Raw genomic sequence first — 23,844 nt, forward strand, 5'->3', positions numbered from 1 at the left:
GGCGTCCGGCCCGGCCGGACGCCGCCTCCGTCCGCCCTGGCCCCGTGGCTTGCCCCCCTCCCGGGCATCACGGAGGCCCGGGCCGGCCCCGACCGGGGCGTCCGCTCCATCCCGCCGGGACCGCCCCGGCCGAGTCGCCGGAGGCATCCCGCCCATGACCATGACGCATTCGGAGGGCGCCGCGCACTGGGCCGGCCCACCGGCTGACCGGCAGCAGTATCCCCACGACCTGTCATCGGACGTCTGGTACACGGGGGTTCCGCCCCAGCCGCCCGGTACCCGGTACGGCCACGAGGCGCTCCCGTCGCCCGACAGCTGGTACCCCCAGGAACCGCAACCCTCACCGGACACCTGGTACACCTACTCGCCTCAGGCGTACGCGCCGCCCCCGCACTTCTACGAGTGGCCCGACCCACCGCACCCTTATGCCCCTGCGGCACACCTGCCGCTCCAGCCGGACGGCACCTGGTACACCGAGCACCCGCCGCACTCGCCCGGCGCCTGGTACACCGCCGTGCCGCTCCAGTCGGACGGCACCTGGTACGGCCATGAACCGCTCCCGCTCCCGTACCCGTACCCGGACACCTGGGAGGTCGGCCAGGAACAGGCGTACGCCTCCGCTCCACACCTCGGCGAGTGGCCGGCCGGCTCCGGGGAGAACGACGGCCTCGGGCCGCCGCTCCCGTCGGTGTCGGCCCAGGAGCCGGAGGCGATGCCGCCGGAGGCGGAGCAGGCGCCCGCCTCGCGAAGGGCCGGAGCCCGGCGGGCAGCGGCCTCCCGTGCCGCTTCGGGGCGACGGCGGACCGCACGCGGTCGGGCAGGTTCAGGACGCCGCCGCAGGCAGCCGCCCTCCACAGTCGCCGCCCGGGCGGCGAGCACCGTGATGGTCACGTCCGGACTGGCCATGGTCCTCTTCGTCGTCAACCAGGTGTTGTGGAGCAACGTGCAGGCCCGTACGGAGGCCGACGAGGCCCGGGCGAGACTGGAACGAGCGTGGAGCCAGGGGGCCGCGGAGTCCCGCGCCGGTGGTGAGGACGCCGGGTTCGCGCCGGGTGAGGGCTTCGCGATCATCCGTATCCCGAAGCTGGACCTGGAGTTCCCGATCGCCGAGGGCATCGGGACGCAGCAGGTCCTCGACAAGGGGCTGGTGGGCCACTACCCGGGCACGGGAATGCCCGCGGACGCCACCGGGAACTTCGTGCTGGCCGCGCACCGGAACACCCACGGGGAGCCGTTCCGGGAGATCGGCCGGCTGGTGCCGGGGGACCGGATCGTGGTGGAGACCTCGAGCGCCTCGTACACCTACGAGGTGTCCGGCCGTATCCCGGAGACGCCTCCGACCGACGTGAGTGTGCTCCGGCCCGTCCCCGGCGGGTCGCCCTTCACCGTGTCCGGCCGCTACATCACCCTGACGACGTGCACGCCCGAGTTCAGCACCCGGGGGCGCCTGATCGTCTTCGGGAAGCTCGTCGAGGAACAGCCCAGAGCCCAGGTCTGAACGCCCGGGCGGGCCGGTGTTAAACGACGTCGACTTCTGCCCCGGACCGCCCCGGACCGCCCCGGGCGTGGCGGGGGCGTCGGCGCGCCGCGCCCCGAGTGTCCGTTTCAGCCGACGTTGACGGCGCCCCAGGCCTGTTCCACGGTCCGGTACTCCTTGCTGCCCTTGCCGTGCAGGTCCCGTACAGGTCCCGTGCACGGTCGTGGCCGTCCCGGCTGGAGAGCCCCGGGACGCAGCGTGGGATACTTGATCATGCCTGTGACCAATCCGTGGCTGGCCGGCCCGTCACCGAAGCAGCGGCTCGATCGCGAGCGGCTGGAAGAGCGAATACTCAATCTGCTGTCATCGCAGAACATGTGCGTGATTGCGACGGCGGGACCGGAGGGGCCACTCGCGACGCCGGTGCGGTACTTCCACCTCGACTTCGCGGTGATGTTCTCGACAGCCGCTGGTTCGCCGAAGATGAGGAATCTCGCCGCGGATCCCAGAGTGTCGGTGGGGATCTTCGCTCCGCTGGTCGGGCAGGCCAGCAGCCGAGGTGCCCAGCTCTTCGGCAAGGCTCGCGTACTGTCCGAAGACGACCCGGACTTCGAGCACTATTGGCCGGCTTTCCGCTGGCAGTCCGACCATGTCGAGCGGTCGCGTTCTCTCGACGAACCGCCGTCGGGGCCGCTCGTCGTGATCGAGGCCGAGCGGATCGTCTATACCGAGCACTGGCTGCGGCGCGAGGGGTTCGCGCCGCGTCAGTTCTGGACCCGCGCGGACACGTAGCCGGGATCTTTCGGCCGGCTGTCGGGGCGGTCAGCCGGCCTTGGCGGGTTCCTCGGCTCGGGCTCGGGTGCCGGTGAGGCGGTAGGAGCCGGTGCCGGTCTCGATGATGGTGCCGTTGAACGTGAGCCGGTCGACGATCGCCGCGCAGAGCCGGGGGTCGGTGCACGTCGACAAGCGACGTCACTACTGCTCGACAAAGCCGTCTCCGTGGGTCGGCGAGGACGGGGCGGACCGGGCGGCTGCGGGTGCACCTCGTGGTCAGGTCGGCTCCTTCGCCGTTCCGGGGCCCATCCGAGAGGCCACGGGGAAGGGCGGCCCCGGTCACGGCTCGGACCGTCGCGGTACTCCTCTGCACCCGCACGACCGTCCGCCGACTCTCCTGCCGGGTTGTCCGAGCGCATGATGATGGACGAAGAGAAGGCGCACCTCAGAGACATGGCCGGTCGGTCCGCTGCGGATGCTGCCCGGTCCCGGTCCCGGTCCCGGTGCAGGGTGGGGGCTGCCGGGGATCCCGGGCTCGTACGAGACCACCCTGATGTATCTGCTGCACAAAGCCCTGATGTCCGGAGTTCCCCGGCGCCGGGCCTTCGGCGCGTCAGTAGTAGACGAGATCGGGGACCTCGCGCTGGAGGGCGGTTCGGGTGGCCGGTCCGTACTGGCCGGAGGGGTCGGCCGTGATCCGGCGGAGTTTCTGGTAGGCGGCGACCGCATTGGCCACGCGCCGACTGTAGACGCCGTCGGCCTCCGCCTTGTAGAGGCCGAGGAATTGCAGCCGGTACTGCAGGGCGGTCACTTCGGGGCCGTCGGCGCCGCAGCACAGGCTGACGGGTCCCCGTGAGGGTGATGCGGTCCCCGGCCCGCTGCTGGACGGGCACGGTGATCCGGGGAGATGAGGGACGGTGCACCGGCTGGCACTCCCGTCGGAGGGGGCGGGCGCAGCGAGGCGTGGAGAGGACGGGGGCGCGACCGTCGGGGTGGTGGTGCGGGGGTCGGGCCTGTCCCCGTCGACCGGACTCGGCTGTCTCCCGGCCGGTGGTGCCGCAGGCGTCATGGCCGGCCCGGCGTCCGGGGGCGAGGCGGACGTCACCACCGGCACGGCTCGCTGCGCGGTGCCGCCCGGACCGGCCGGGCCTCCGGTGAGCGCGGTCGCGCCGGCCACCGCCGCCAGCACGGTCATCGCTCCCGCGACCGCGGCCGTCCGGTGCCGGTTGACGGCGCGGCGCGTACCGGGCGTCGCGTCGCGGGGATGGGTGACTGCCAGGCTGTGGCGGATCGGGTGCAGGGTGAGGGTGTCGTCCTCGGACGGGTTGGACGGGTGTGCGGCGGCGGAGGCGTCCTCGGGGCGCGTCGGCACGTCCATGGGGTGGGGTCGCCGCGCAGCCGAGGCCTCGCGCGGCGTCACAGGCGGCTCGGTTTCCGGGAGGTTCCAGCCTGTTTCCCGGGTAGCGGGCTGCTCGGACAGGTAGCCCTGCATGATGCCCCACACCGGGCCGGGGCCGGTGACCGTGTCGGGGGGCTCCACGTCATGCGGCGGCTCCATGTAGGGGCGCACCCGGGTCCATGCGAACGGCTCGGCCTCGTCGTGCGCGTGGGCTTCGCGGTCGGTATGTGCGTACGCACCGGCCGCGACGCAGGGGCAGTCGTCACCGCACCGTGGTGAGGCGGCATCGCAGTGGGGGCTGTGCGGTCGGGGCACTCTTGTGCGTCCTCTTCTCGCAGGTGCTCGGTGCGGGCGTTCCGCGCCGGTGTTCTGACAGGCGTCGTGCCCCGAGGTGTCGTTCCCTCGAGTACCTGGTACGGGACCGGCCGGGGATGATGCGGTCCCCGGGCCGGTTTCGGCCTCGCCCGGGCGAGGCCGCCCGGCGCGGGACAGGTGTCAGCGGCTGTCGCGCCCGCGTCTGGCGATCCCCAGAAGGAAGACGCCGCCGAGCAGCAGCAGGGAAGCACCGATGGTGGCCAGTACGGTGGTGCCCGTGCCCGTGCCCGTGTCGTTGCCGGCGGCGGCCAGGTGGATGCTGTCCCCGGTTTCGACGCCCGTGCCGGGGGGCACTGCGGCGGCCGGTGCGGGCACGCCGTTCAGGCTGATGGCGACGGTGGCGCCGGCTGCGTGCTTCGAGGTGACGGAGACCGTCAGCTTGCGGGCGCTGCCGGTGAAGCGGGCGACCGCGCTGTTCCGGTCGTCGGCGGTGCTCCAGCGGATCGGGTCGGCGGCGCGGTAGGAGTCGCCGGTCACGCGGTAGGCGTGGACGCCGTCGAAGCACCTGTCCAGGCTGCCTTCGGGACGCGGGTACTCCAGCACCGGCCGGTCCTGGTCCAGAGGGGCTTCCGGGGTCCGCAGGCCGTCCTGCTCGCCGTACAGCGGCCGGGGGGTGAACGTGCCGGATACGGTGACACGCCAGTGTTCGGACGCGGTGAGGTAGCCGCTGTCGACAAGCGGTGTGGTACTGAGGTTGATCTCTGCGCTGAAGCAGCTCATCGGGGACTTGCGCCCGGGGCCGTCCGTGCAGTCGGTGAGGTCGCCCTCCCGGCACAGGATGCCGGGCTGGTGGAGGTGGCCGAGGTGGTGGCCGAACCCGTGGACGGCGACGGGTGGGTCGGCGATGCCCTTCGACGTCTGGATCCAGGTGATGGGGCCGCCGGTGGTGCCCGGTCCGGCCCAGGAACAGCCGATGGTGGGCAGGACCCTGGCCAGGCCGGGCGCCTCGAAGGGGCCGATCACCTCTTCCGGAACGGCGGGTACGCAGCCGATCCGCCCGCGCGAGGAGACCCGCTCGTCGTAGGGCGTCAGCGAGCCCTCGGTGCCGAAGTGGCGGGCGGCGAAGTCCTCCTTGGCCGCTGCCGGTCCGGTGTCCGCCCGGTGCTGCAAGTCCGGCATCACGACCAGCACACGGTCCGGCCCCGCTCCGTCTGCGGGGGCGGACGACGCCGCCGCCGAACCCGCGCACAGCGCCGCCGACGCCGCCACCGCCCCGGCCACTCGCTTCAGGCCGAATCCCATGTCGCTCCGTCCTCCGTTGCCTCGTTCCTTCAGCAGAAGAGAGCGACGAGGCATCCGGAGCCTCCCGGCGCATTACTCTTCCTTTACTTTCGGCGGGCAGCTCGGCCTCTGAGCGGAATCGACCACGACCGGTAAGTAAAGGGTGGGCAAAGGGATGGGATGTGTGGCGGCCCGGCGACCTCTGTAGTCATGTGCCCTGTGGCCACCGGCGGACGACCACGACCTCCCGGGACGGACGGCCGACGGCACTCGACGACTGGAGGAACCTTCCGATGAACGATCCCCGCATCAACCCCGTCCACGCCTTGCCGGACGGCGAGGCCGAAGTCCACGTGGTGCTACGGCTCCAGTGGGACGACGTGGCCACACTGGGCCGGGACGCCGGCCGGCTGGCGGCCCGGCTGCAGCGGCACGTCACGCTCGACGAGGCGGTGAGCCACCGCCTGCGCGCCACCAGCTTCGGCGTGCCGGCGGTCACCGAAGGATCGTCCCGCACCGGCCCCCTGGCACAGAGCGTGGCCCTGGGCGGCCTGTCGACGGCGGGCCAGGCGAACGAGGCGGGCCAGAAGGCCACCCCGCAGGCTTCCGTTGACGCGCCTGCCCACGCAGAGGCCGCCGGCCGGGTACCCGTCCCGCGCACTCTCGGATCCCCGGAACACGCTCGGCACGCCTCCGCCTGACCGCGCCCCGGCAGCCGTGCCCCAGCACATCCGTGGCGCGCACGGGACTTCGCGCCACCGCCGGGGCACGGCCTGCCCGGTCACCAGTCGGTGCGGAAGTGCAGGGACGGGGAGGCGTAGTAGTGGGGGGAGGTGACGATGAGTGAGCCGTGTGCCTCGCCCCGGGCTGCGGGGGCCCAGTCGTCGAGGCCGAGGTACATGCCGTCGCTGGTGAAGATCCCCGCGGTGCCCTTGTCGTCGTGCCGGTTGATGCTCCACACCTGGAGAGGGTCGGCGGGGTCGCAGACCGCCTGCCGCACGGGGGCGCCGTCGACGGTGGTGCCGGTGTGGGCGAGGCACATCCCGGTGCCCGCGTTCCGGAGCATCACCCGGCGGCGCTTTTCCTGCGGGGTGACGTCCCACTCCTGGTGGGCCGCGCCGGTGCACGCCGCCTCCCTCGGCTGCGCACCGACTGCCGTGCTGCCGCCGGGGATCTCCATGCACAGCCCGGTGGAGTCGATCCGCAGCCGGGTGCGGTCACCCGAGCGTGCCAAGGCTGCCGTCGCCGAGGTGGTGGCCGCGTCCGCCAGGGCGACGGGCGGCAACGAGGAGGCGGAGCCGGAGGGGGTGGCGCCCGGGGCGGCCGTGGGAGTCGGCTCAGCGGCCCCGGACGCGGCGGCTCCGGGAAGCCTGGGAGCCTCCCGGACGACGGGCGGGGCGGCCCTGCCGGGACCGTCCGCCTGGGGGACGGTGACGTAGACCAGGGCGCCGATCGCCGTCACGGCCGCCAGCGACACCCCGGCGAGCTGGGCGCCCGCCAGCCCCGAGCCGCCGGCTGCGGCAGCATTGCCGGCCGCCGCACCCCCGCTCCCCGCGGCAGCGGCCGTGGCGGCCGTTGCGACGTAGGAGGAGAGGTACTTCTCGGCCCCCCACAGCAGCACGGCGCCGGGCAGCACCAGCCGCAGCCGGGAGTTGATCTCTGTCAGATCGCGGAACGCATCGCGGCAGTTCGGGCAGTCGCCGAGGTGGCGGTCGAGTCGTCGGCCGGTGGGCCGGCGGCCGCGGCGCACCGCCGCGGCCATGAGGGGGCTGAAGCGGCGGCATTCGACCGACGCCCGCGGGCCGTGCGCGTGCTCCGACAGATAGGCCTCGCGCAGCCCTTCCCTGGCCCGTTCCGCGAGCGACCACACTCCGCTGGCGCTGAGTCCCAGCATGGTCCCCACCTGCTGGGCGCTCTCCTGCTCGACGACGGTGTGCCACAGCACGGCCTGCCAGCGCTCGGGCAGCGTACGGAACCCGCGCAGGACCAGGTCGTCCTCCTCGTCGCGGAGCGCGAACTCCTCCCCGTCCCGGGCGTGGGGAGCGGCCTCCTCCCAGCGCTCGACGTCCTCCGTGAGCTCGGACCGTCGCGCCGTGGCCGTCCATGCCACCGCCGTCCGCCGCACCACGGTCAGCAGGTACGGCCGCCACGGCCCCGTCGGGCCCCCGCCCGACCGCACCGCCTCCAGCGTCCTGGCGAACGCCTCGGCAGCCAGGTCCTCGGCGGTGTGCGCGTCCCGGCAGCACGAACGCGCGTAGGCCAGCACGGCGGACCGGTGGCGCGCGTAGAGCTCGGCCATCGCGCCCTGCTCCGAACCGTCGCGTATCGCCTGCGCCAGTGCCTCGTCGGAAAGTTCGGCGACGGAGGGTCCCGCGTACTCAGTCATGGTGCTCCTGAAGTTCGGCCGGACGACGCGGGATCGCGTGAACCGGAAGCGTCGGCCGACGGCCCCGTCGAGGGGCTCGGCAGCCGGTCGCTCCCGGTACGCCCTACCGGAATCCATGAGTCCGGCAGGCGTCGTCCGACGAGAATAGACATACGTTCGACAGATGGGGCACCCGCGGTCACGCGGGTGCAGACAGGCACACGGCGGCGGGGCACCCGCCGCCGGGTCCGGCCGGAATCGGCCGGGCGGCCGGGCGGCCGGATAAGCCCCGACCGTCCCAGGACGCCCGCGTCCGACCCTCCGGGACATGTCGGGCCGGCCCGGTGGCGCGCCGGGCGGGCCACCGGGGTCTCACCGGGACGACCCGGGGCCCGCGAGGCGGCGCTTGAGGGCGAGCGCGCCGCCGCCCGCTCCGAGCATGAGCAGCCCCGCCAGGGCGTACACGCCCGCGCCGCCCGCGCCGCCCGCGCCGGTCCACGCGAGTTCACCGTCCGGACCGTCGGGTCCGCGCCCCGTCCCGCCGGTGTCCGTCCCCGGGGTCGTGGGGCTTGAGGTGGTGGGGGTCGGCGGAACGGTGCTCGTGCCCGGCGGGGGCACCGCCACGCCGGGACCGGACGGGGACGGAGCCGTCGGCGGCGACGGGGCGGCCGGCCCGCTCGGCTGCGGACCCGTGGGTTCGCCCGGTTCTGTCGCAGCGGGCTTCGACGGGACAGGCTCCGGCGTCCGCTCAGGGACGCAGTCCCGCGTGCCCCCGTTCCACGCCGCGATCAGCCGGTCCTTGATCACGGGCCGGTCCGGTCCCTCGGGCAGCGGGCCGTGCCGTTGCCCGTCCCGGGCGTCCAGCCGTCCGTCGCACACGACGTCGTCCCGGTACAGGTCCACCTGCCCGAAGCACCCCGCGTCCGGCACGGAGATCCTGAGCACTCCCTCGGCTCCGCCCGCGACGGTGACCGTGTTCCAGTCGTGGAAGGCCTGCAGGCCGGAGGACTTCCAGGTCGCGCCGTGGGTCCGGTACGAGGCCAGCGAAGCGACGCAGCTCTCACGCCCGGCCGCACGGACCCGGATCCGGACGGTGCCGTCCCGGCCGGGCTTCAGGCGGTCAGGCCCCAACTTCACCCGCCCCCGCCAGGCCACGCCGTCCACGGAGAACTCACAGGCACCGGCGGGAGACACCACGCCCGCGCCGTCCCCCGGCTCGTAACCCGCCGCGTCTCCGGTCTCCCAGCCCCGGCCCGGCGGAGTGCCATCGGCCCGGGCCGCGCCGGAGAAGCCGGCCCGCAGGGCGAGTGCGGCGGTCCCGGAGGCGGGCAGGCGCAGGGACACTCGGAGTCCCGGATCGTTCATGGACTTACCCGTCCTTCTTCTTGTGTGGGTGTTCACAAGAACCGATGTGTTCAGCTCCGCTCCCTCCCACCCCGTTACCGAACCGTTACCGAATGTCGTCGGAGCATGGGAAGGCAGCCGGTCATGCGCGTCAGCCGACGCACAGGGCGCCATGCGGCACCTGCTCCGGCCGGTGGGCGGTGGGCGGCGTGCTCCGGGCGTCGGCCGAAGCTCCTGCGGGTCCCCGTTCGGCTGACGATCCGCCGTCCGGAGTACCGCGCCCCCCGTCTGCGATCTGCCGCTCGGGTGCCCGGCCGTCGTGGTGTCCGGTGGCTGACCGCTCTGGGTACCAGGATGCGGTCAACGTTTCCCGACTCGGTAGGAGGCTTCCCGTGCTCGAGCGCAAGAACGGCAAGGGTCACAACCAGACTCAGATCACCTTCGTCCTGCCCGCCGATACCCCGCCCGGGCCGGTCAGCGTCGTCGGTGACTTCAACGGTTGGCAGCCAGGCAGGCACGAATTGCGGCCGCGCAACGACGGCACGCGAGCTGTCACCGTCGCCCTGCCCCGTGAAAGCACACACGCCTTCCGCTACCTGGCCGCAGGCGACTACTGGTTCAACGACGAAAGCGCCGATGCGCTCGACGGCTCCAACGGCCTCCTGCACACCTGACCGACCACAACGGCGTCCGCCTGTGTCGTCCGGGCTATGTCGTCCGGGGCGAAGTCACGGCCTCACGATCGTGGTCCAGCTCGATGTCGACCTGCGGCGCCCGCTGGAGCGTGTTGTGGACGGTGCAGTGCGAGGCGACGGCGAGAAGGCCCGGGCGCCGCTCCTCGGGCAGCTGTGGGGGCGGCACGATCACGAGGCGTACCGCGGTCACCCGGGCGGGGCGGTCGGTGGCCATGGCGAATTCCGCCCGCACACCCAGACCCTCGCAGGGCAGGTCGTGGCGGAGCAGGTAGCGCCCCGCGTAGAAGGCGACGCACGTGGCCAGGGACGCGGCGAACAGCTCGGTCGGCGTGGGCGCGGTGTCCGTCCCGCCCGCGCCGGTGGGCTGGTCGACGCGGAGGCGATGCCCGCGCACCTCGACCACGTAGACATCGCCTTCGAGGTGAGTGACGTCGAGCCGGTGGACGTCCCCTGGGGGCCGCGTACCGGTCCGCTCCGGTGTCGTGTCCGTCATGACGGACCTCCGATTCCTGTCGGTCGCTGCCATCGTGGGGGATCCGTAGGCCCTGGGCATGAGCCCTTCGGGCAGGTGTCCGGCCCGGTCGGCCCCTCGCGCTGCTGCGGCCGGCGCGCGAGGGCGCAGGACGCACCGAGCCATGCCGCGCCGGCGTGCGGAGGCCCTCATGAAGGTTCAGGTCACCGCAGGTCTGGACGGATCCCGGACAGCTCGGCATCACCTGCGTACCGGCTCAGGAGGTCCACCGGAACTCATGATCCGGTGTGAGCTCGCAGCCGGCATCGGACGTCTACGACGCCTTCGACCGACCGGGCGAGGCGTTCGGCCATGGGGATCAGGTGGTCGTCCCGGACGCTGCCGGTCAGGGTGGCTGTCCCTTGTGTGACGGTGACGGTGATCCCGTCGTGGGAGATCGGGAAGAGGCGTTCGACGACACTCCGCTGGATCTCGAGGGCGAGGTCTTCGTCGGTGCGGAGGAAGACCTTGAGGAGGTCCGCGCGGCTGACGATGCCCTTGAGGGTGCCGTCGGCGTCGACGACCGGGAGCCGTTTGATGTGCCGGTTGGCCATCAGGTGGGCGGCTTGGGGGAGGGTGGCGTCGGGGCGGATCGTGACCGCGGGGGTGGTCATGAGGTTCTCGGCGCGGGTGGAGCCGGCCTTGGCCGTGTCGCCGAGGCGGCGCATCTGCTCGATCATGCCGGGGCCGTGCTCGTGGAACTCCTCCTTGGGCAGCAGGTCGGCCTCGGAGACCACGCCGACGACGTGGCCCTCGCCCTCGACGACGGGGAGGGCGGTGACCTTCCACCGTTTCATCGCGGCGGCGATGTCCTTGAAGCCGGTTGTGGGGGTGACGGCGATGACCTTGGTGGTCATGACGTCGGCGACGGTGTAGGGGGTGGTGGAGGTCATGGCGGGATCCTCAGCGTGCGTAGGCGAGCGGGATTCCGCCGCCTTGAGGGGCGAACAGGTCGAGGAGCCGGGTACGGGCGGAGTCGAGCCGGTCGGCGATGACCGCTGACACGGCGACGGCGACGGAGCGGCCGACAGCCGAGTCCTCCTTGCAGAACTCCCGTACGGCTGTGGGCGAGCAGGGCCTCGCGCGCTTCCGCAGTCATCTGTTCGAGGACGCTGTGCAGGGTGCTCATGGTGTCCCTCCAACCCTTCGCCTCCACCGTGCTCGGTGGCCACCGTGCCCGTCAGGGCCGTGCGGTGCACACCGCGGGGTCCGTACGGCCCCGGTCAACGGACCAGGACGGCCTCTCCGGATTTGGGTACGACGGCCGTCCAGCCCAGTTCGTGGTCGATCCGGTCCCGCAGGGTCTCGGCGGCGCTCTCTTCGCCGTGGACGAGGTAGGTGGTGTGCGGGGGAGGGGCGGCGCGCAGCCAGTCGACGATCTGTCCGGCGTCGGCGTGGGCGGAGAAGTGCGGAACGTCGGCGACCTCGGCGCGTACGGGGACGTATTCGCCGAACATCTTGAGCGCGCGGGCGCCGTCCACCAGGTCGCGGGCGCGGGTGCCGGCGGCGGCGAAGCCGACGATGACGACGGCGTTGCGGGGGTCGGGAAGGGTGCGGTGGAGGTGGTGCAGGACGCGGCCGCCGGTGGCCATGCCGGCGGAGGAGACGATGATCGCCGGTCCGGTGGTGTTGTTGATGTCGATCGACTCCTGGACGGTCCGGGCGGCCAGGAAGGGTTCCGGGCTGATCGCCGCCTCGCCCTGGGCGAGGATGCCGGGGCGTATCTCGGGTGAGCGGGCGCGCAGGGCGTCGCGGTACACGTCGAGGGCGGCCAGGGCCATGGGGCTGTCGACGTACACGGGGACGTGGGCGGGCAGTGTGCCGTCGGCGCGGAGCGCGGCGAGCTCGTGGAGGACGACCTCGGTCCGGTCGATCGCGAAGGAGGGAATGACAACGGTCCCGCCCCGCGACAGCGCGCGGGTGATCACCGAGGCGAATTCCCGACGGGCGCTCTCGTGGTCGTGCCGCCGGTTGCCGTAGGTTGACTCCATCAGCAGCACGTCCGCCCCGCCGAACGGCTCAGGTGGCAGCAGAATCGGGTGCCCCGGGCGGCCGAGGTCGCCGCTGACGGCGAGGGTGTGCCCGTCCTCCAGGGTCAGGTGGGCCCAGGCGGAGCCGAGGATGTGGCCGCCGTGGTGCAACGTCAGCTTCGTGCCTGCCATGATCTCGACCTCGCTGCCCACAGGCACGGGGTCGAAGAACTTCACCGTGTGGTCGACGTCGTCATCGTCGTAGAGCGGCCTGGCGGGGCGGTGCTTGGACCAGCCGTGCCGGTTGGCGTGCTCGGCGGCCTCCATCTGCAGGCGGGCGCTGTCACGGAGCACGATCTCGGCGAGCCGGGCGGTGGCGGCGGTGGCCAGGACAGGCCCGCGGAAGCCGTGCCGGACCAGGCGCGGCAGGTACCCGCAGTGGTCCAGGTGGGCGTGCGTCACGACGACCGCGTGGATGTCGCGGGCGTCGCAGGGCAGCTTGTCCCAGTTGCGGCGGCGCAGGTCCGCCAGGCCCTGGAAGAGTCCGCAGTCGACGAGGATCCGGGCGTGGTCGCTCTCGACCAGGAACTTGCTGCCGGTCACCGTCCGGACACCACCGAGGAACCTCAGCAGGGCGGGACGGGCAGCGAGGGACGGGGCCGACCGGGACATGGCGGCGACCCTCCTTCCGGGGACGGGTGCCTTGTTCCACCGTCGCATCGCTGCGCTGGAAGGGCGAGACCCGACCGGTCCCAGCGGTAGGGGCCGACCGGCCCAAGCGCTGCGGAGGCTCGCAGGCGCAGCCTGGCTGTGAGTCCACCCTCGCAGCACAGAGAGGCCGCGCCATGAAGGCACTCGTCACCGGGGCCGCGATGGTCACCCACCGGTTCGAGCTGGACCGGATGCAGGAGGCGTACGACGTCTTCTCCCGCGCTGGCGACACCGGCGCCCTCAGGGTCGTCCTCGGCGGACCGCAGCACGACACGGTCGCCGTACCACCTCAGGAGCAGTGAGTTCCATGACGAGCACACCGAGTATGCGCCCTCAGCAGTCCGGCGAGGCGGTCGGTCGTACCGACCTCGGCCGCCGTATCGCGGCCCGCCGTATCGCCCTCGGCCTGAGCCGTGAGGAACTGGGCCGGATGTGCAAAGCAGACGGCAACTACGTGGCGTACCTGGAGGAGCATGCCGCGTCCCCGGCCATCGGCACCCTCGTACGCGTCGCCCACGCCCTCGGCGTCTCGGTCGACGACCTGACCGGAGCGAACGCGGGCCGTACCCAGGGCCGCTCCACCGCCCGCCTCGACGCAGCGCTGGTGCCGCTGGCCGAGGAGGAGTGCCGAACGCTGCTGGGCACGCACGGAGTGGGACGCATTGCCGTCTTCACCCCCGAAGGCCCGGCCGTCCTCCCGGTCAACTACCTCGTCGCCGGGGCCGACATCGCGTTCCGTACCGCCGTGGAAGCGCTCGCGGCCCGAGCGGCGGGCACGGAGGTCGCCTTCGAGATCGACAACATCGACGACATCACCGCCGGAGGGTGGAGCGTCTTGGCCGTGGGTGAACTGGAAGCAGTCACCGACGCCCGGGAGATCCAGCACCTGACGGCCACGGCCCGGTCCCAGCCCTGGGCCGGTGGCCCGCGCACCCACTGGATGAAGCTCACGCCCGTCCGGCTCACCGGCCGTCGCGTCATGCACGAGTCATGAACGGCCTGGGCGCGGTCGTCTTCGACACCGGACACCGACGGGGTGCGCGCCTTCCTCGCCTCCCGTCGGACCGGGCTGCCTCCGGGGGCGTCGCAGGACGCACCCGGATGCGCAACCGTCCATGCCGTCGCGGCCCGCAAAGAGGAGACCTTGGACCCCGAGACCTTCTGCCAGTCTCTTCGAACCGAAGAGACTGAAACAGAGGATTCGGCCGCTCCCGCCGGCCCGAACCGGTGACAGGTGGCGGCGACCATGGCCGCTTCGCGTGGCGGGGCGCACCCCTCTCGCACACTGTGGAGATACAGCCATCGAAAGGGTGAGTCGGGATGGACAGGCAGCTTGAGACTCCGCGCGTCGTAGTGGGTGTCGACGGATCGCCTTCGTCCCAGGCCGCGCTGCGCTGGGCGGTCCAGTACGCAGGCCTGGTGGGCGGGAAGGTGGACGCGGTCACCGCCTGGGACCTGCCCGGCGCCGGATCGTGGTCGGCCCCCGCGGTGGACACCGACTTCGACGAGGAGGATGCCGAACGGCGTCTGGTCGAGGAGGTACGGACGGTCCTCGGCGAGGACGGCGCCTCCCAGGTGCACGAGCGTCTGGTACGCGGCAACCCCGCCGAGGTCCTGGTGGACCAGGCAGAGGGGGCCGACTTGCTGGTCGTCGGCAGCCGCGGCCGTGGCGGGTTCCGGCGGGCCCTGCTCGGATCGGTGAGCCAGCAGGTGGCACTTCACGCCCCCTGCCCGGTCACCATTGTCCGACCGGACGCTCCCGCCGGGTAGCCGCAAGTAGCCGCACGTGTGGTGAACCCTGAACCCGACCGGAGACGCGTAGCGGGCTGACGCGTGCGGACCGCTGCGTGACGGTTCGTCCCCTCCGCGGGTGGTCCGCGTCCAGGCACTCCCCGCCAGGCGATCTTGATCCTTTCGGACTGCTGCTCGGTTGCCGCACGGGGGCCGATCGGCCCATCGGGAAAGCGGCCTGGTCGGCCCCTTGCGAGTGGCCCCGTCGGCACTGCGGCACAGCGGCCTGGTGGCCTGATCGTGGAAGCCGGACGCCGCCCCGACGCCGTTTCCCCGAAGAGGCCGTTCCCCCGAAGAGGGTGACCACGATGCAGCGCATACGGATGCAGTCCCGCCCCAAGGATCCCCGCAAGCCCGCTCCGCTGGATCTGCGCACACCCTCCGGCCGCCCGCTGCCGTACTGAGCCCCATCCGCATGCAGCCCCGGAGGACGTCATGGGACACACACGACGCGTCATACCGTTCACCGAACTCGGCCGCGCGGACGTGGGCCGAGTCGGCGGGAAGAACGCCTCACTGGGTGAGCTGACCGTACGGCTCGCCGCAGCCGGTGTCCGAGTGCCGCCCGGTTTCGCCACGACCGCCGAAGCCTACGGGGAACTGCTCGACGCACACGCGCTGCGCATCCGGATCCAGGACCGGCTCGACCTCCTCCGCGAAGGAACCGCGCTTGAGGACGTGGGCGCCGGCATCCGATCCATGATCATGGGCGAGCCGTTGCCCGACTCGCTGTGCGCCGAGGTCACCGAGTCGTACGCGGCTCTCGGCCGGGAGCTCGGCCGTACCGACCCGGAGGTCGCGGTGCGCAGCAGCGCCACGGCCGAGGACCTGCCGGAAGCCAGTTTCGCCGGTCAGCAGGAGACGTACCTGAACGTACGCGGCACCGAACAACTGCTGACTGCCGTGCACCGGTGCTTCGCCTCGCTCTACACGGACCGTGCGATCGACTACCGCGAGCGGATGGGGTTCGACCATCTCCAGGTCTCGCTGTCCGTCGGTGTCCAGGTGATGGTCCGCTCCGATCTCGCCGGGGCAGGGGTGATCTTCACCCTCGACCCCGAGAGCGGATTCCCGGACGTCGTCGTGGTCAGTGCGGCCTGGGGGCTGGGCGAGACCGTGGTCAGCGGGCAGACGGACCCCGACGAGTACACGGTGTTCAGGCACGGCCTTCAGGACCCGTCCCTGAACCCCGTCATCGACGTGCGGATCGGTGCCAAGCGCCGCAAGGCCGTCTACGCGGAACGCGGGCTGACCGACACCGTCGACACCATTCCTGAAGAGCAGGCCCGACGTGTCCTGTCCGACGGCGAGGTACGTCGGCTCGCCGAGTGGGCCGTTGCCGTCGAGGACCACTACGGCTGCCCCATGGACCTGGAGTGGGCGAAGGATGGCATCACCGGTGACCTGGCGATCGTGCAGGCCCGGCCGGAGACCGTGCAGTCCCGACGACGCAGCACGACCCTGCGGCGCTGTCGCCTGACCGCCGCTCCGGGCGATGCCCTGGTCGAGGGGATCGCGGTGGGCGAAGCCATCGGATCCGGCGCTGTGTGCCGGATGGACACGCCTGTGGACCTGGACCGCTTCCCGGCCGGAGCCGTGCTCGTCACCTCGATCACCGACCCGGACTGGGAACCGGTCATGAAGCGCGCCGCGGCCATCGTCACCGACCACGGCGGTCGCACCTCCCACGCCGCGATCGTCAGCCGGGAACTCGGGGTGCCGGCGGTCGTGGGCACCGGGAACGCCACCGAGCTGCTGCACCAGGGCGCGGACGTCACCATCTCGTGCACCGAAGGCAGCCGGGGGAAGGTGTACGCGGGGCGGCTCCCGTACGAGGAGAAGGAGACGGACCTGTCCGCCCTGCCCGCCACCCGTACCCGGGTGATGCTGAACCTCGCCGACCCGTCCGCCGCCTTCCGCTGGTGGCGGCTGCCCGCGGACGGGGTGGGTCTGGCCCGCCTGGAGTTCATCGTCGCCCACCAGGTCAAGGTCCATCCCATGGCCCTCCTGCACCCCGAGCGCCTGGACGCGTCCGACCGCTGCGCCGTCGACCAGCTCACCGAGGGCTACCTCGACCGCGGCCGGTACTTCACCGACCGCCTCGCGTACGGCATCGCCCGGATCGCCGCCTCCCGCTGGCCGGACCCCGTCGTCGTCCGCACCAGCGACTTCAAGACCAACGAGTACGCCAAGCTCCTCGGCGGCCGCCCCTTCGAGCCGGTGGAGGCCAATCCGATGATCGGATGGCGGGGGGCCAGTCGCTACTACAGCGACGGCTACCGGGAAGGCTTCGCCCTCGAATGCCAGGCCTTGCGCCGGGTGCGCGACGAGATGGGCCTCACCAACGTCATCGTCATGATCCCGTTCTGTCGCACGCTCGAAGAGGCCGACAAAGTCCTTGAGGTGATGGCGGACGAAGGCCTGCGCCGCGGTGAGAACGGCCTCAGGGTCTACGTGATGGCCGAGATCCCCGCCAACATCCTCCTCGCCCAGGACTTCGCCGAGCGCTTCGACGGGTTCTCCATAGGCAGCAACGACCTCACCCAGCTGACCCTTGGCGTCGACCGCGACTCCGAAGCCCTCGCCCATGTGTTCGATGAGAATGATCCTGCCGTGACCACTCTGATCCGGATCCTTCTCCCACGGGTCCAGGCCCTGGGACGCCCGGTGGGTCTGTGCGGGCAGCGTCCCAGCGACGACCCGGCCTACGCCGCCTTCCTCGTCCGTGCCGGCATCGACTCGATCTCCGTCGCCCCCGACAGCTTCGCCGCGGTCAAGCAGCACATCGCCGCCGCCGAGGAGAGCCGCTACGGGGAGGACCGAACGGCCCCCACCGGGGTCCGTCCGGCCCAAGCGGACCGGCCCCCGGCCGCGTGACAGTGGCATCAGCCTGACCCGCCAGGGCAAGGGAGGGGACTTCCGCAACCCCGAGCGGATCCAGAAGTGGGCCCACCACATCAGCGCCGAACTCGCCGCCTGAGCGGGCCGGCCGGTACTCGCGTCTCGGAGGCTGCCATGCACCATCGCTCGCCGGCAGCAAGAGGAGGAAACCCGCTCCGCCGTGACGCCGACCGCACCCGCACCCGTCTGCGAGCCGCCTTCGTGCTGGCCTGTGTGCTGGCCGTGATCTGCGGCGTCGCGGTCGGCCGAACCGCTTGGACGGACGCCGGACGCGACGCGGCGGAGATCGCACGCCACCGGCACCCCGTCGCGGCCGTAACGGTCGGTGAAACCACGCACCGGGCGGGTGACGGGCCGAGCGCGCGCCCCGTCACCGTGGCTCGTGCCACTTGGCGGGATCGTGAACTCCGCGTTCACACGGAAACCGTTCCCGTCCCTGCGGTGACCCGGAGCGGAGACACCGTACGCCTCTGGGTCGACGACCTCGGCAATGCGGCGACCGCCCCGCCCGGCACGCCCGACATCGCTCTGGATGCCATCGGTCTCGGTACCGGCGTCGCCGGTGCCGTCGTACTCGCAGCGGGCTTGGCCCTCTCCGCACGCCGGCGGATCGTCGACGCACGCAGCGCGCAAGCGTGGGAACGCGAGTGGGAGAGCGTCGAGCCCCGATGGTCCGGCCGCCTGCGCCCCGGGCACGGAGCCGGCGATGACTGAGACCACCGACGGCCAGGACCTCGCACCGGATGAGGCGCCGGACCCGCTGGAGCCCCTTCCCCTGCTCCGCCGCGAACTGCACACCGGCCCTCTGGGCCTGTCGAGCCGAGAGGCCGAACGCAGGCTGGCCGTCCACGGAGCGAACGAGGTCCGCCGCACCACCCGCACGAGCATCCTGCGCGAGCTCCTGAGACAGCTGGTCCACCCCCTGGCGCTGTTGCTCTGGGCTGCGGCCGTGCTCGCCTTCGTCGCCGACATCGACGTACTCGGGTGGGCCGTCGTCGCCGTCGTCCTCGTCAACGCCGCGTTCGCCCTCGTCCAGGAACAGCAGGCGGAGAAGGCCGTCGAGACCCTGGCCCGCTACCTTCCCGCGCAGGCCCACGTGATCCGCGACGGACGCCCTCAGCAGGTTCCAGCGCGTGACCTCGTACCCGGTGACCTCCTGGTCCTCGACGAAGGAGACCGGGTACCGGCCGACGCCCGGCTGACCGAGGGCGGCATCGAAGCCGACCTGTCCATGCTGACGGGAGAGTCCACTCCCGTGGAGCGTCTCGCCGGCCCAGGTCTTCAAGGAGTGTCGCTCCTGCAGGAACCCAACCTCGTCTTCAGCGGTACCACCGCCACCGAGGGTCAGGCCCGGGCGATCGTCTACGCCACCGGCGACCACACCGAACTCGGCCGCATCGCCGCCCTCAGCCAGCGCACCCGCCGCGAGCCCAGCCCGCTGGAGACGCAGGTCAAGAAGGTCGCCTGGCTGATCGCCGCCGTCGCCGTCGCCCTGGGGACCGTGTTCCTGGTGGCGGGCGTCGCCGTGGGGCTGCCACTCACCGACTCCCTGATGTTCGCCATCGGCCTGCTCGTGGCCAACGTGCCCGAAGGGCTGCTGCCCACCATCACCCTCGCCCTCGCGGTCGGCGTGCGCGTCCTCGCCCGGCAAGGAGCGGTGATCAAGCGGCTGAGCGCCGTGGAGACCCTCGGCTGCACCAACGTCATCTGCACCGACAAGACCGGCACCCTCACCCGCAACCGGATGCACCTCCACTCCCTGTGGACACCGCAGCACGCCACCCGACCCGGACCGGGGACCGCGGACCTCGTCCGAGCCGCCGCCCTGTGCACCACCGTTGCGCGAGAGGGCGATGGCACGCTGCTCGGCGATCCGACCGAGATCGCCCTGGTGGAGGGAGCTGAAGAACACGCGGCACCGATCGACCTGGCCGACCGGGACGCCGGCCGCAGCGCCTGTTTCCGTTTCGACCCGCGGCTGCGCCGCATGTCCGTGGTCCAGAACACGGGGACCGGCCACCCCTGCGTCATCGTCAAGGGGGCCCCGGAAGCCGTTCTGCCCCTCCTCGGCACCGGAGAGCCGGCCCAGGAAGCCCAGGACGCCGCGGACGACCTGGCGAAGGACGGGATGCGCGTACTGGCCGTCGCGGTCCGTGCACGGCCACCCGGCGCCGAACCGCCCGCGCTGCGCCGGTCGGCCGAGCAGAACCTTCACCTGCTCGGCCTGGTGGGTCTGTACGACCCTCCGCGCCCGGAAGTCGCCGCTGCGGTCAAGCGCTGCCATCAGGCAGGCCTCACCGTCCACATCGTCACCGGCGACAACGGGTCCACCGCTGCCGCCGTGGCCCGTTCTGTCGGCATCGGAACGCGGCACCTGCACGTGGTCGCGCAGTCCGAGGGGATCGACGACCACCAGCTGGACCGACTCCTGCGACAAGAAGGCACGGAGATCGTCTTCGCCCGCTCCTCGCCCGAGACCAAGCTGAAGGTGGCCGACGCCCTGCGTGCGCACGGGCAGATCGTCGCCATGACCGGCGACGGCGTCAACGACGCACCGGCCCTGCACCGCGCCCACATCGGCGTCGCCATGGGCCGCTCCGGCACCGATGTGGCCCGCGAGGCGTCGACCATGGTCCTGACCGACGACAACTTCGCCACCATCGTCACGGCGATCGAATCCGGTCGCCGGGTCTACGACAACGTCCGCAAGTTCATCGTCTACATCTTCGCCCACCTCACCCCCGAGGTCGTCCCCTTCGTCGTCTTCGCCCTCTCCGCCGGGGCCGTCCCCCTCCCGCTGACCGTCCTGCAGATCCTCGCCATCGACCTGGGGACCGAGACGCTGCCCGCGCTCGCCCTGGGCCGCGAGCGGGCCGAGCCGGGGGTCATGTCCAGACCGCCCCGGCCCAGTTCCCAGAGCGTGATCAACAAGGACATGCTCGTCCGCAGCTGGGGCTGGCTCGGCTGCGTCTCCGCCGTCCTGGTCATGAGCGGCTTCTTCTACGTCCTGTGGCGGGCGGGCTGGCAGCCCGGCGACCCCACCGGACCCGGAGCTCCGCTGCACCACGCCTACCTGACCGCGACCACCGCCACGTTCGCGGGCATCGTCACCTGCCAGGTCGGCACGGCCATCGCCGCCCGGACCGACCACGCGGCCCTGCGCGACATCGGCTTCTTCAGCAACCCGCTCCTGCTCGCCGGCATCGCCTTCGAACTCGCCTTCACCGCGGCGCTCGTGTACGTCCCGCCGCTCCAGGACCTCTTCGGCACCGCAGCCCTCCCGCTGGACGTCGTCCTGCTCATCGCCGCCTTCCCGCCGCTGGTCTGGGGAACGGACGAGATCCGCCGCTGGGCCCTGCGCCGCCGCTCCTGAACCCATGGAGGAACACCATGCCGCACACGACCGAATGGAAGACCCACGTCTACCTCTTCGAGGAGGACCACACCACCAAGGTCCGCGTCGAACTCGACACCGGCACCAGCCGCCTCACGGGACACGGCACCGCCCGCTGCAACCCGACCGACAAGGACATCCCCGAGATCGGCGACGAACTCGCCGCAGCACGTGCACTGGAGAACCTGGCAGGACAGCTCAAGCGCCTGGCCCACCGGGACATGGTCGGGGCCGGAACCGCTTCCGAGCGCGACTCCCTGAAGCCCTACGGCGGCTGGACGGACGGTGAAGGCGCCGGGTGACGGCGGCCGGAGCGGGCGAGTCCCCGGGCGGCGTCCGTGACGTCCACGGGCGATCAGGCGAGTTCCGCCGGGCAGGCCCAGACTGGACGCATGGGTGACCGGCCTGCGATCGAGCTGACCGGCCTGACCAAGAGGTACGGGCCTGTGGTGGGTGTCGACGGGCTGACTCTCAGCGTCCGCTCCGGCGAGGTGTTCGGCTTCCTCGGGCCGAACGGCGCCGGGAAGACCACCACGCTCCGGTGCCTCATCGGTCTTCTCCGGCCGACCCGGGGGCGCGTCCGGGTGCTCGGCCTCGATCCGGTGGCCGATCACCTGCGAGTCGCACCCCTTCTCGGCTATCTGCCGGGCGAGCTGCGCCTCTACCCCGAACTCTCCGGCGCGGAGACACTCGACCTGCTGTCGGCCCTGCAGGGCGCGCCCGTGCCGCGCCGCGGCGAGCTGTGCGAACGCCTGGGGCTGACCCCCGAAGTCCTCGCCCGCCCCGTCGGCGGATACTCGCGAGGCATGAAGCAGAAGCTCGGCCTGGTGCAGGCGCTGCAGCACGACCCCCGGCTGGTGGTCCTCGACGAGCCGACCGAGGGGCTCGACCCGCTGGTCCAGGAGACGTTCTTCGCCTTGCTGAGGGAAGCCGCGACAGCAGGCCGGACCGTTCTGCTGTCGAGCCACATCCTGCCGGAGGTGCAGCGGACCTGCGGGCGGGTCGCGATCGTACGGGACGGACGGCTGGTGACGGTCGAGAGCGTGGCCGGCCTGCGTGAAGCGCGAGCCCGGCGGATCCGGCTGGCCTTCGCGGACGGCCTGGGACCGCGGCCCCTGGGTGATGCCGAGCGATGGAACCCGCACTGGGAGCAGGATCGCGTGGAACTTCTCGTACCGCCGAGCGAGGTGGTGGGCGCGTTGCGGGGGCTGCTCGGTCTGCCGGTGGCCGACGTGACGGTGGAGGAGGCAGGACTGGACGAGGCGTTCCTGGACCTCTACCGCGACAACGAGCCGGGGGAGCAGCCGTGAGACGACGATGGCCGTTGCTGTGGCTCGCCTTGTACCGGCGGCGCAGGATGCTGTTCGCCCTGATCGTCGGGATGGTCGTCTTCGAGGCCCTGATCGTGGTCGTCACCAACACGATCCCTGCCGGGCAGCTCTTCTCGTCCGGCGGCAAGGGGCCGCCCTCGGCGTACCGCGCGTTCAGCGGGTCCAGCGGCGACGTCTCCATCGCCAGCCACCCGGGACTGCTGGGCGCCGGCCTCACCCACCCGTTCTGGATCGCCATGCAGCTCACCGCGATCGGCTCGCTCGCGGCGGCCGCGGTGGCGGCGGACGTGGAGTCGGGAACGGTGGAGCTGGTGATGGTGCGTCCGGTCAGCCGCAACCGGCTGTTGGCGGAACGGACGGCCGCACTGGTGCTCGCGGCCCTCGCCCTCAACGCGGCGGCCACACTCACGGTCGCGGTGGGGGTGGCCCTGTCACCGGGCATCCACCGGGACGTGCCGATCGGCGGCGTGTTCGCCGCCGGGGTCATGGGCCTGGGGTTCGCTCTGTGCCTGATCGGGCCGGCGATGGCCGTGTCGGCGGCGGGACGACGACGGGCCCAGGTGGTCGGGGCGACCATCGCGATCGGAGCGGTCGGGTTCGCCGTCAACTTCATCGCTCTGGCCTGGTCGCCCGCCGCACCCCTGCGCTTCGTGAGCCCGTTCCACTACTACGCACCGGGCGACGCCCTCGCTCAAGGCGGCGTGCTCTGGGCCCAGCTGGGCATTCTGGTCGGGGCGGGCGCGATCGGCCTTCTCGCGGCCCATCTGCTGCTCCGACACCGCGACCTCGCACCGTGAAACCGTGATCCGGTTCCACATGGCGTACCTCCTGTGCGGCGGGCCGGGTAGTTCCGGCTTCTGCCGCCGGACGCCGTCGGGGGGGAGGGGGGAGGGCCGAGCGGTCCCGTCGGGGACCGAGAGGCCCCGCTCGGGAAGTCAGTCGTGTGCCGCTTCGGCGCAGGTCAGCCGGTCGTCCACGTCGACGACCCCGTCGACGCTCTGACAGAGCCGGATGACGACCGGCACCAGCTCGGCTCGTGGCCGTACGCCGCTGAGCGTCACCACACCGTCCTCGACCGCGACAGTGATCGTCGAGGGTGCGATGCGGAGCGTCCGGGTGAGGACGTCCTCGATGATCTCCTCCTGGATGGCGTGGTCACTGCGAAGGAACAGCCGGATGAGATCGCTACGGCTGAGTACTCCGATCACACGGTCCTCGGCGTCTGTGACGGGCAGCCGTTTGACCCGGTGCCGCCGCATGACGCGGGCTGCGCGCACCACACTCCACTCGGGGCGGGCGGTAATCGCCGGGCTCGTCATCAGCGTGGCGGCCGTTGCCGCCCCGCCGGCGGGCCGCCGGTCGAGCAGGTCGGCTTCCGATACGACACCGACCGGATGACGCCATGCGTCGACGACGGGAACGGCGGTGATGTCGAACTCCTTCAGGAGCCGGGCGATCTCCTTGACAGCCGTGGTGGGCCGCACCGTGACGGCGGTGGGGGTCATCAGCTCCCCGACGCTGCGGTGTCTCATGGGCCGCCCCTGGAGCCCGGGAGGGCCGAAGTCCGCCTGTACGTCCACGGCGA

The 23,844-nt window shown here is 72.1% G+C and carries 21 protein-coding genes and 2 pseudogenes; 13 read left to right on the plus strand and 10 right to left on the minus strand.

Features of this window, described 5'->3' with window-relative positions; genetic code table 11:
• The first annotated feature begins 154 nt into the window (after positions 1–154).
• The gene (locus ACIPXC_RS02805; RefSeq protein WP_401612801.1) at positions 155–1,498 is read left to right on the plus strand and encodes a class E sortase; all 1,344 of its coding nucleotides are present in this window, start codon (positions 155–157) and stop codon (positions 1,496–1,498) included.
• Positions 1,499–1,605: 107 nt separating this feature from the next.
• On the opposite strand, the gene ACIPXC_RS02810 is transcribed toward ACIPXC_RS02805, so the two are convergent.
• Complete coding sequence (locus tag ACIPXC_RS02810; RefSeq protein ID WP_401612803.1) at positions 1,606–1,752, minus strand: hypothetical protein; 147 nt, start codon at positions 1,750–1,752, stop codon at positions 1,606–1,608.
• Here ACIPXC_RS02810 and ACIPXC_RS02815 point away from each other — a divergent pair.
• Entirely contained in the window at positions 1,751–2,269 is a 519-nt protein-coding gene (locus ACIPXC_RS02815) for a pyridoxamine 5'-phosphate oxidase family protein (protein WP_376468562.1), read from the plus strand. The genes ACIPXC_RS02810 and ACIPXC_RS02815 overlap by 2 nt on opposite strands.
• A 30-nt stretch (positions 2,270–2,299) precedes the next feature.
• On the opposite strand, the pseudogene ACIPXC_RS02820 reads toward ACIPXC_RS02815, so the two are convergent.
• The 3 genes and pseudogenes from ACIPXC_RS02820 to ACIPXC_RS02830 all read right to left on the minus strand — a co-directional run.
• Positions 2,300–2,437: pseudogene (locus ACIPXC_RS02820) on the minus strand (AAA family ATPase); the annotation flags it as partial.
• Positions 2,438–2,864: 427 nt separating this feature from the next.
• The gene (locus tag ACIPXC_RS02825; RefSeq protein WP_401612807.1) at positions 2,865–3,965 is read right to left on the minus strand and encodes a peptidoglycan-binding protein; all 1,101 of its coding nucleotides are present in this window, start codon (positions 3,963–3,965) and stop codon (positions 2,865–2,867) included.
• Positions 3,966–4,145: 180 nt separating this feature from the next.
• A complete protein-coding gene (locus tag ACIPXC_RS02830) occupies positions 4,146–5,267 on the minus strand; it encodes a hypothetical protein (RefSeq protein WP_401612810.1) in 1,122 nt (373 codons plus the stop codon).
• Positions 5,268–5,539: 272 nt separating this feature from the next.
• Between ACIPXC_RS02830 and ACIPXC_RS02835 the strand changes: the two genes are divergently transcribed.
• Positions 5,540–5,947: a hypothetical protein gene (locus tag ACIPXC_RS02835; protein ID WP_401612813.1), complete on the plus strand. Its 408-nt coding sequence runs from the start codon at positions 5,540–5,542 to the stop codon at positions 5,945–5,947.
• Positions 5,948–6,027: 80 nt separating this feature from the next.
• Here ACIPXC_RS02835 and ACIPXC_RS02840 read toward each other — a convergent pair whose 3' ends face one another.
• Positions 6,028–7,632, minus strand: a complete 1,605-nt coding sequence (locus ACIPXC_RS02840; protein ID WP_401612816.1) for a sigma-70 family RNA polymerase sigma factor — start codon at positions 7,630–7,632, stop codon at positions 6,028–6,030.
• A 351-nt stretch (positions 7,633–7,983) separates the two neighbouring features.
• Positions 7,984–8,976, minus strand: coding sequence for a hypothetical protein (locus ACIPXC_RS02845; protein ID WP_401612819.1), 993 nt, complete (start codon positions 8,974–8,976; stop codon positions 7,984–7,986).
• 371 nt (positions 8,977–9,347) lie between these two features.
• Between ACIPXC_RS02845 and ACIPXC_RS02850 the strand changes: the two genes are divergently transcribed.
• On the plus strand, positions 9,348–9,629 hold the full coding sequence (locus ACIPXC_RS02850) for an isoamylase early set domain-containing protein (RefSeq protein ID WP_401612821.1): 282 nt from the start codon (positions 9,348–9,350) through the stop codon (positions 9,627–9,629).
• Positions 9,630–9,663: 34 nt separating this feature from the next.
• Here ACIPXC_RS02850 and ACIPXC_RS02855 read toward each other — a convergent pair whose 3' ends face one another.
• The 3 genes from ACIPXC_RS02855 to ACIPXC_RS02865 all read right to left on the minus strand — a co-directional run bounded on the left by ACIPXC_RS02855 (position 9,664) and on the right by ACIPXC_RS02865 (position 12,803).
• Complete coding sequence (locus ACIPXC_RS02855; RefSeq protein WP_401612824.1) at positions 9,664–10,143, minus strand: OsmC family protein; 480 nt, start codon at positions 10,141–10,143, stop codon at positions 9,664–9,666.
• 254 nt (positions 10,144–10,397) lie between these two features.
• Positions 10,398–11,054, minus strand: coding sequence for a CBS domain-containing protein (locus ACIPXC_RS02860; protein WP_401612826.1), 657 nt, complete (start codon positions 11,052–11,054; stop codon positions 10,398–10,400).
• A 330-nt stretch (positions 11,055–11,384) separates the two neighbouring features.
• Positions 11,385–12,803: an MBL fold metallo-hydrolase RNA specificity domain-containing protein gene (locus ACIPXC_RS02865; RefSeq protein WP_401612829.1), complete on the minus strand. Its 1,419-nt coding sequence runs from the start codon at positions 12,801–12,803 to the stop codon at positions 11,385–11,387.
• A gap of 194 nt (positions 12,804–12,997) precedes the next feature.
• Here ACIPXC_RS02865 and ACIPXC_RS02870 point away from each other — a divergent pair.
• The 9 genes and pseudogenes from ACIPXC_RS02870 to ACIPXC_RS02910 form a co-directional block, all read left to right on the plus strand.
• Positions 12,998–13,144 (plus strand): annotated as a pseudogene (locus ACIPXC_RS02870) (alcohol dehydrogenase); the annotation flags it as partial.
• Positions 13,145–13,149: 5 nt separating this feature from the next.
• Positions 13,150–13,836 (plus strand): helix-turn-helix domain-containing protein, encoded by a 687-nt coding sequence (locus ACIPXC_RS02875; protein ID WP_401612832.1) that lies wholly within the window; start codon positions 13,150–13,152, stop codon positions 13,834–13,836.
• Positions 13,837–14,162: 326 nt separating this feature from the next.
• Complete coding sequence (locus ACIPXC_RS02880; RefSeq protein WP_401612834.1) at positions 14,163–14,612, plus strand: universal stress protein; 450 nt, start codon at positions 14,163–14,165, stop codon at positions 14,610–14,612.
• A gap of 456 nt (positions 14,613–15,068) precedes the next feature.
• Positions 15,069–17,510, plus strand: coding sequence for a phosphoenolpyruvate synthase (gene ppsA, locus ACIPXC_RS02885; protein ID WP_401612836.1), 2,442 nt, complete (start codon positions 15,069–15,071; stop codon positions 17,508–17,510).
• Positions 17,511–17,975: 465 nt separating this feature from the next.
• Positions 17,976–18,248, plus strand: coding sequence for a hypothetical protein (locus ACIPXC_RS02890; RefSeq protein WP_401612838.1), 273 nt, complete (start codon positions 17,976–17,978; stop codon positions 18,246–18,248).
• The gene (locus ACIPXC_RS02895; protein WP_401612839.1) at positions 18,241–20,907 is read left to right on the plus strand and encodes a cation-translocating P-type ATPase; all 2,667 of its coding nucleotides are present in this window, start codon (positions 18,241–18,243) and stop codon (positions 20,905–20,907) included. The genes ACIPXC_RS02890 and ACIPXC_RS02895 overlap by 8 nt, the downstream gene beginning before the upstream one ends.
• Positions 20,908–20,924: 17 nt before the next feature.
• Positions 20,925–21,230, plus strand: coding sequence for a dsRBD fold-containing protein (locus ACIPXC_RS02900; protein WP_401612842.1), 306 nt, complete (start codon positions 20,925–20,927; stop codon positions 21,228–21,230).
• Positions 21,231–21,320: 90 nt separating this feature from the next.
• On the plus strand, positions 21,321–22,238 hold the full coding sequence (locus ACIPXC_RS02905; RefSeq protein WP_401612845.1) for an ABC transporter ATP-binding protein: 918 nt from the start codon (positions 21,321–21,323) through the stop codon (positions 22,236–22,238).
• Complete coding sequence (locus ACIPXC_RS02910; RefSeq protein WP_401612848.1) at positions 22,235–23,056, plus strand: ABC transporter permease subunit; 822 nt, start codon at positions 22,235–22,237, stop codon at positions 23,054–23,056. Before ACIPXC_RS02905 ends, ACIPXC_RS02910 begins: the two co-directional genes overlap by 4 nt.
• 138 nt (positions 23,057–23,194) lie before the next feature.
• Here ACIPXC_RS02910 and ACIPXC_RS02915 read toward each other — a convergent pair whose 3' ends face one another.
• Positions 23,195–23,791: a CBS domain-containing protein gene (locus ACIPXC_RS02915; RefSeq protein WP_401612850.1), complete on the minus strand. Its 597-nt coding sequence runs from the start codon at positions 23,789–23,791 to the stop codon at positions 23,195–23,197.
• Between the last annotated feature and the right edge of the window lie 53 nt (positions 23,792–23,844).

Origin of the sequence: Streptomyces sp. NPDC090021, from assembly GCF_044748225.1 — a bacterium.
GTDB lineage: Bacteria > Actinomycetota > Actinomycetes > Streptomycetales > Streptomycetaceae > Streptomyces.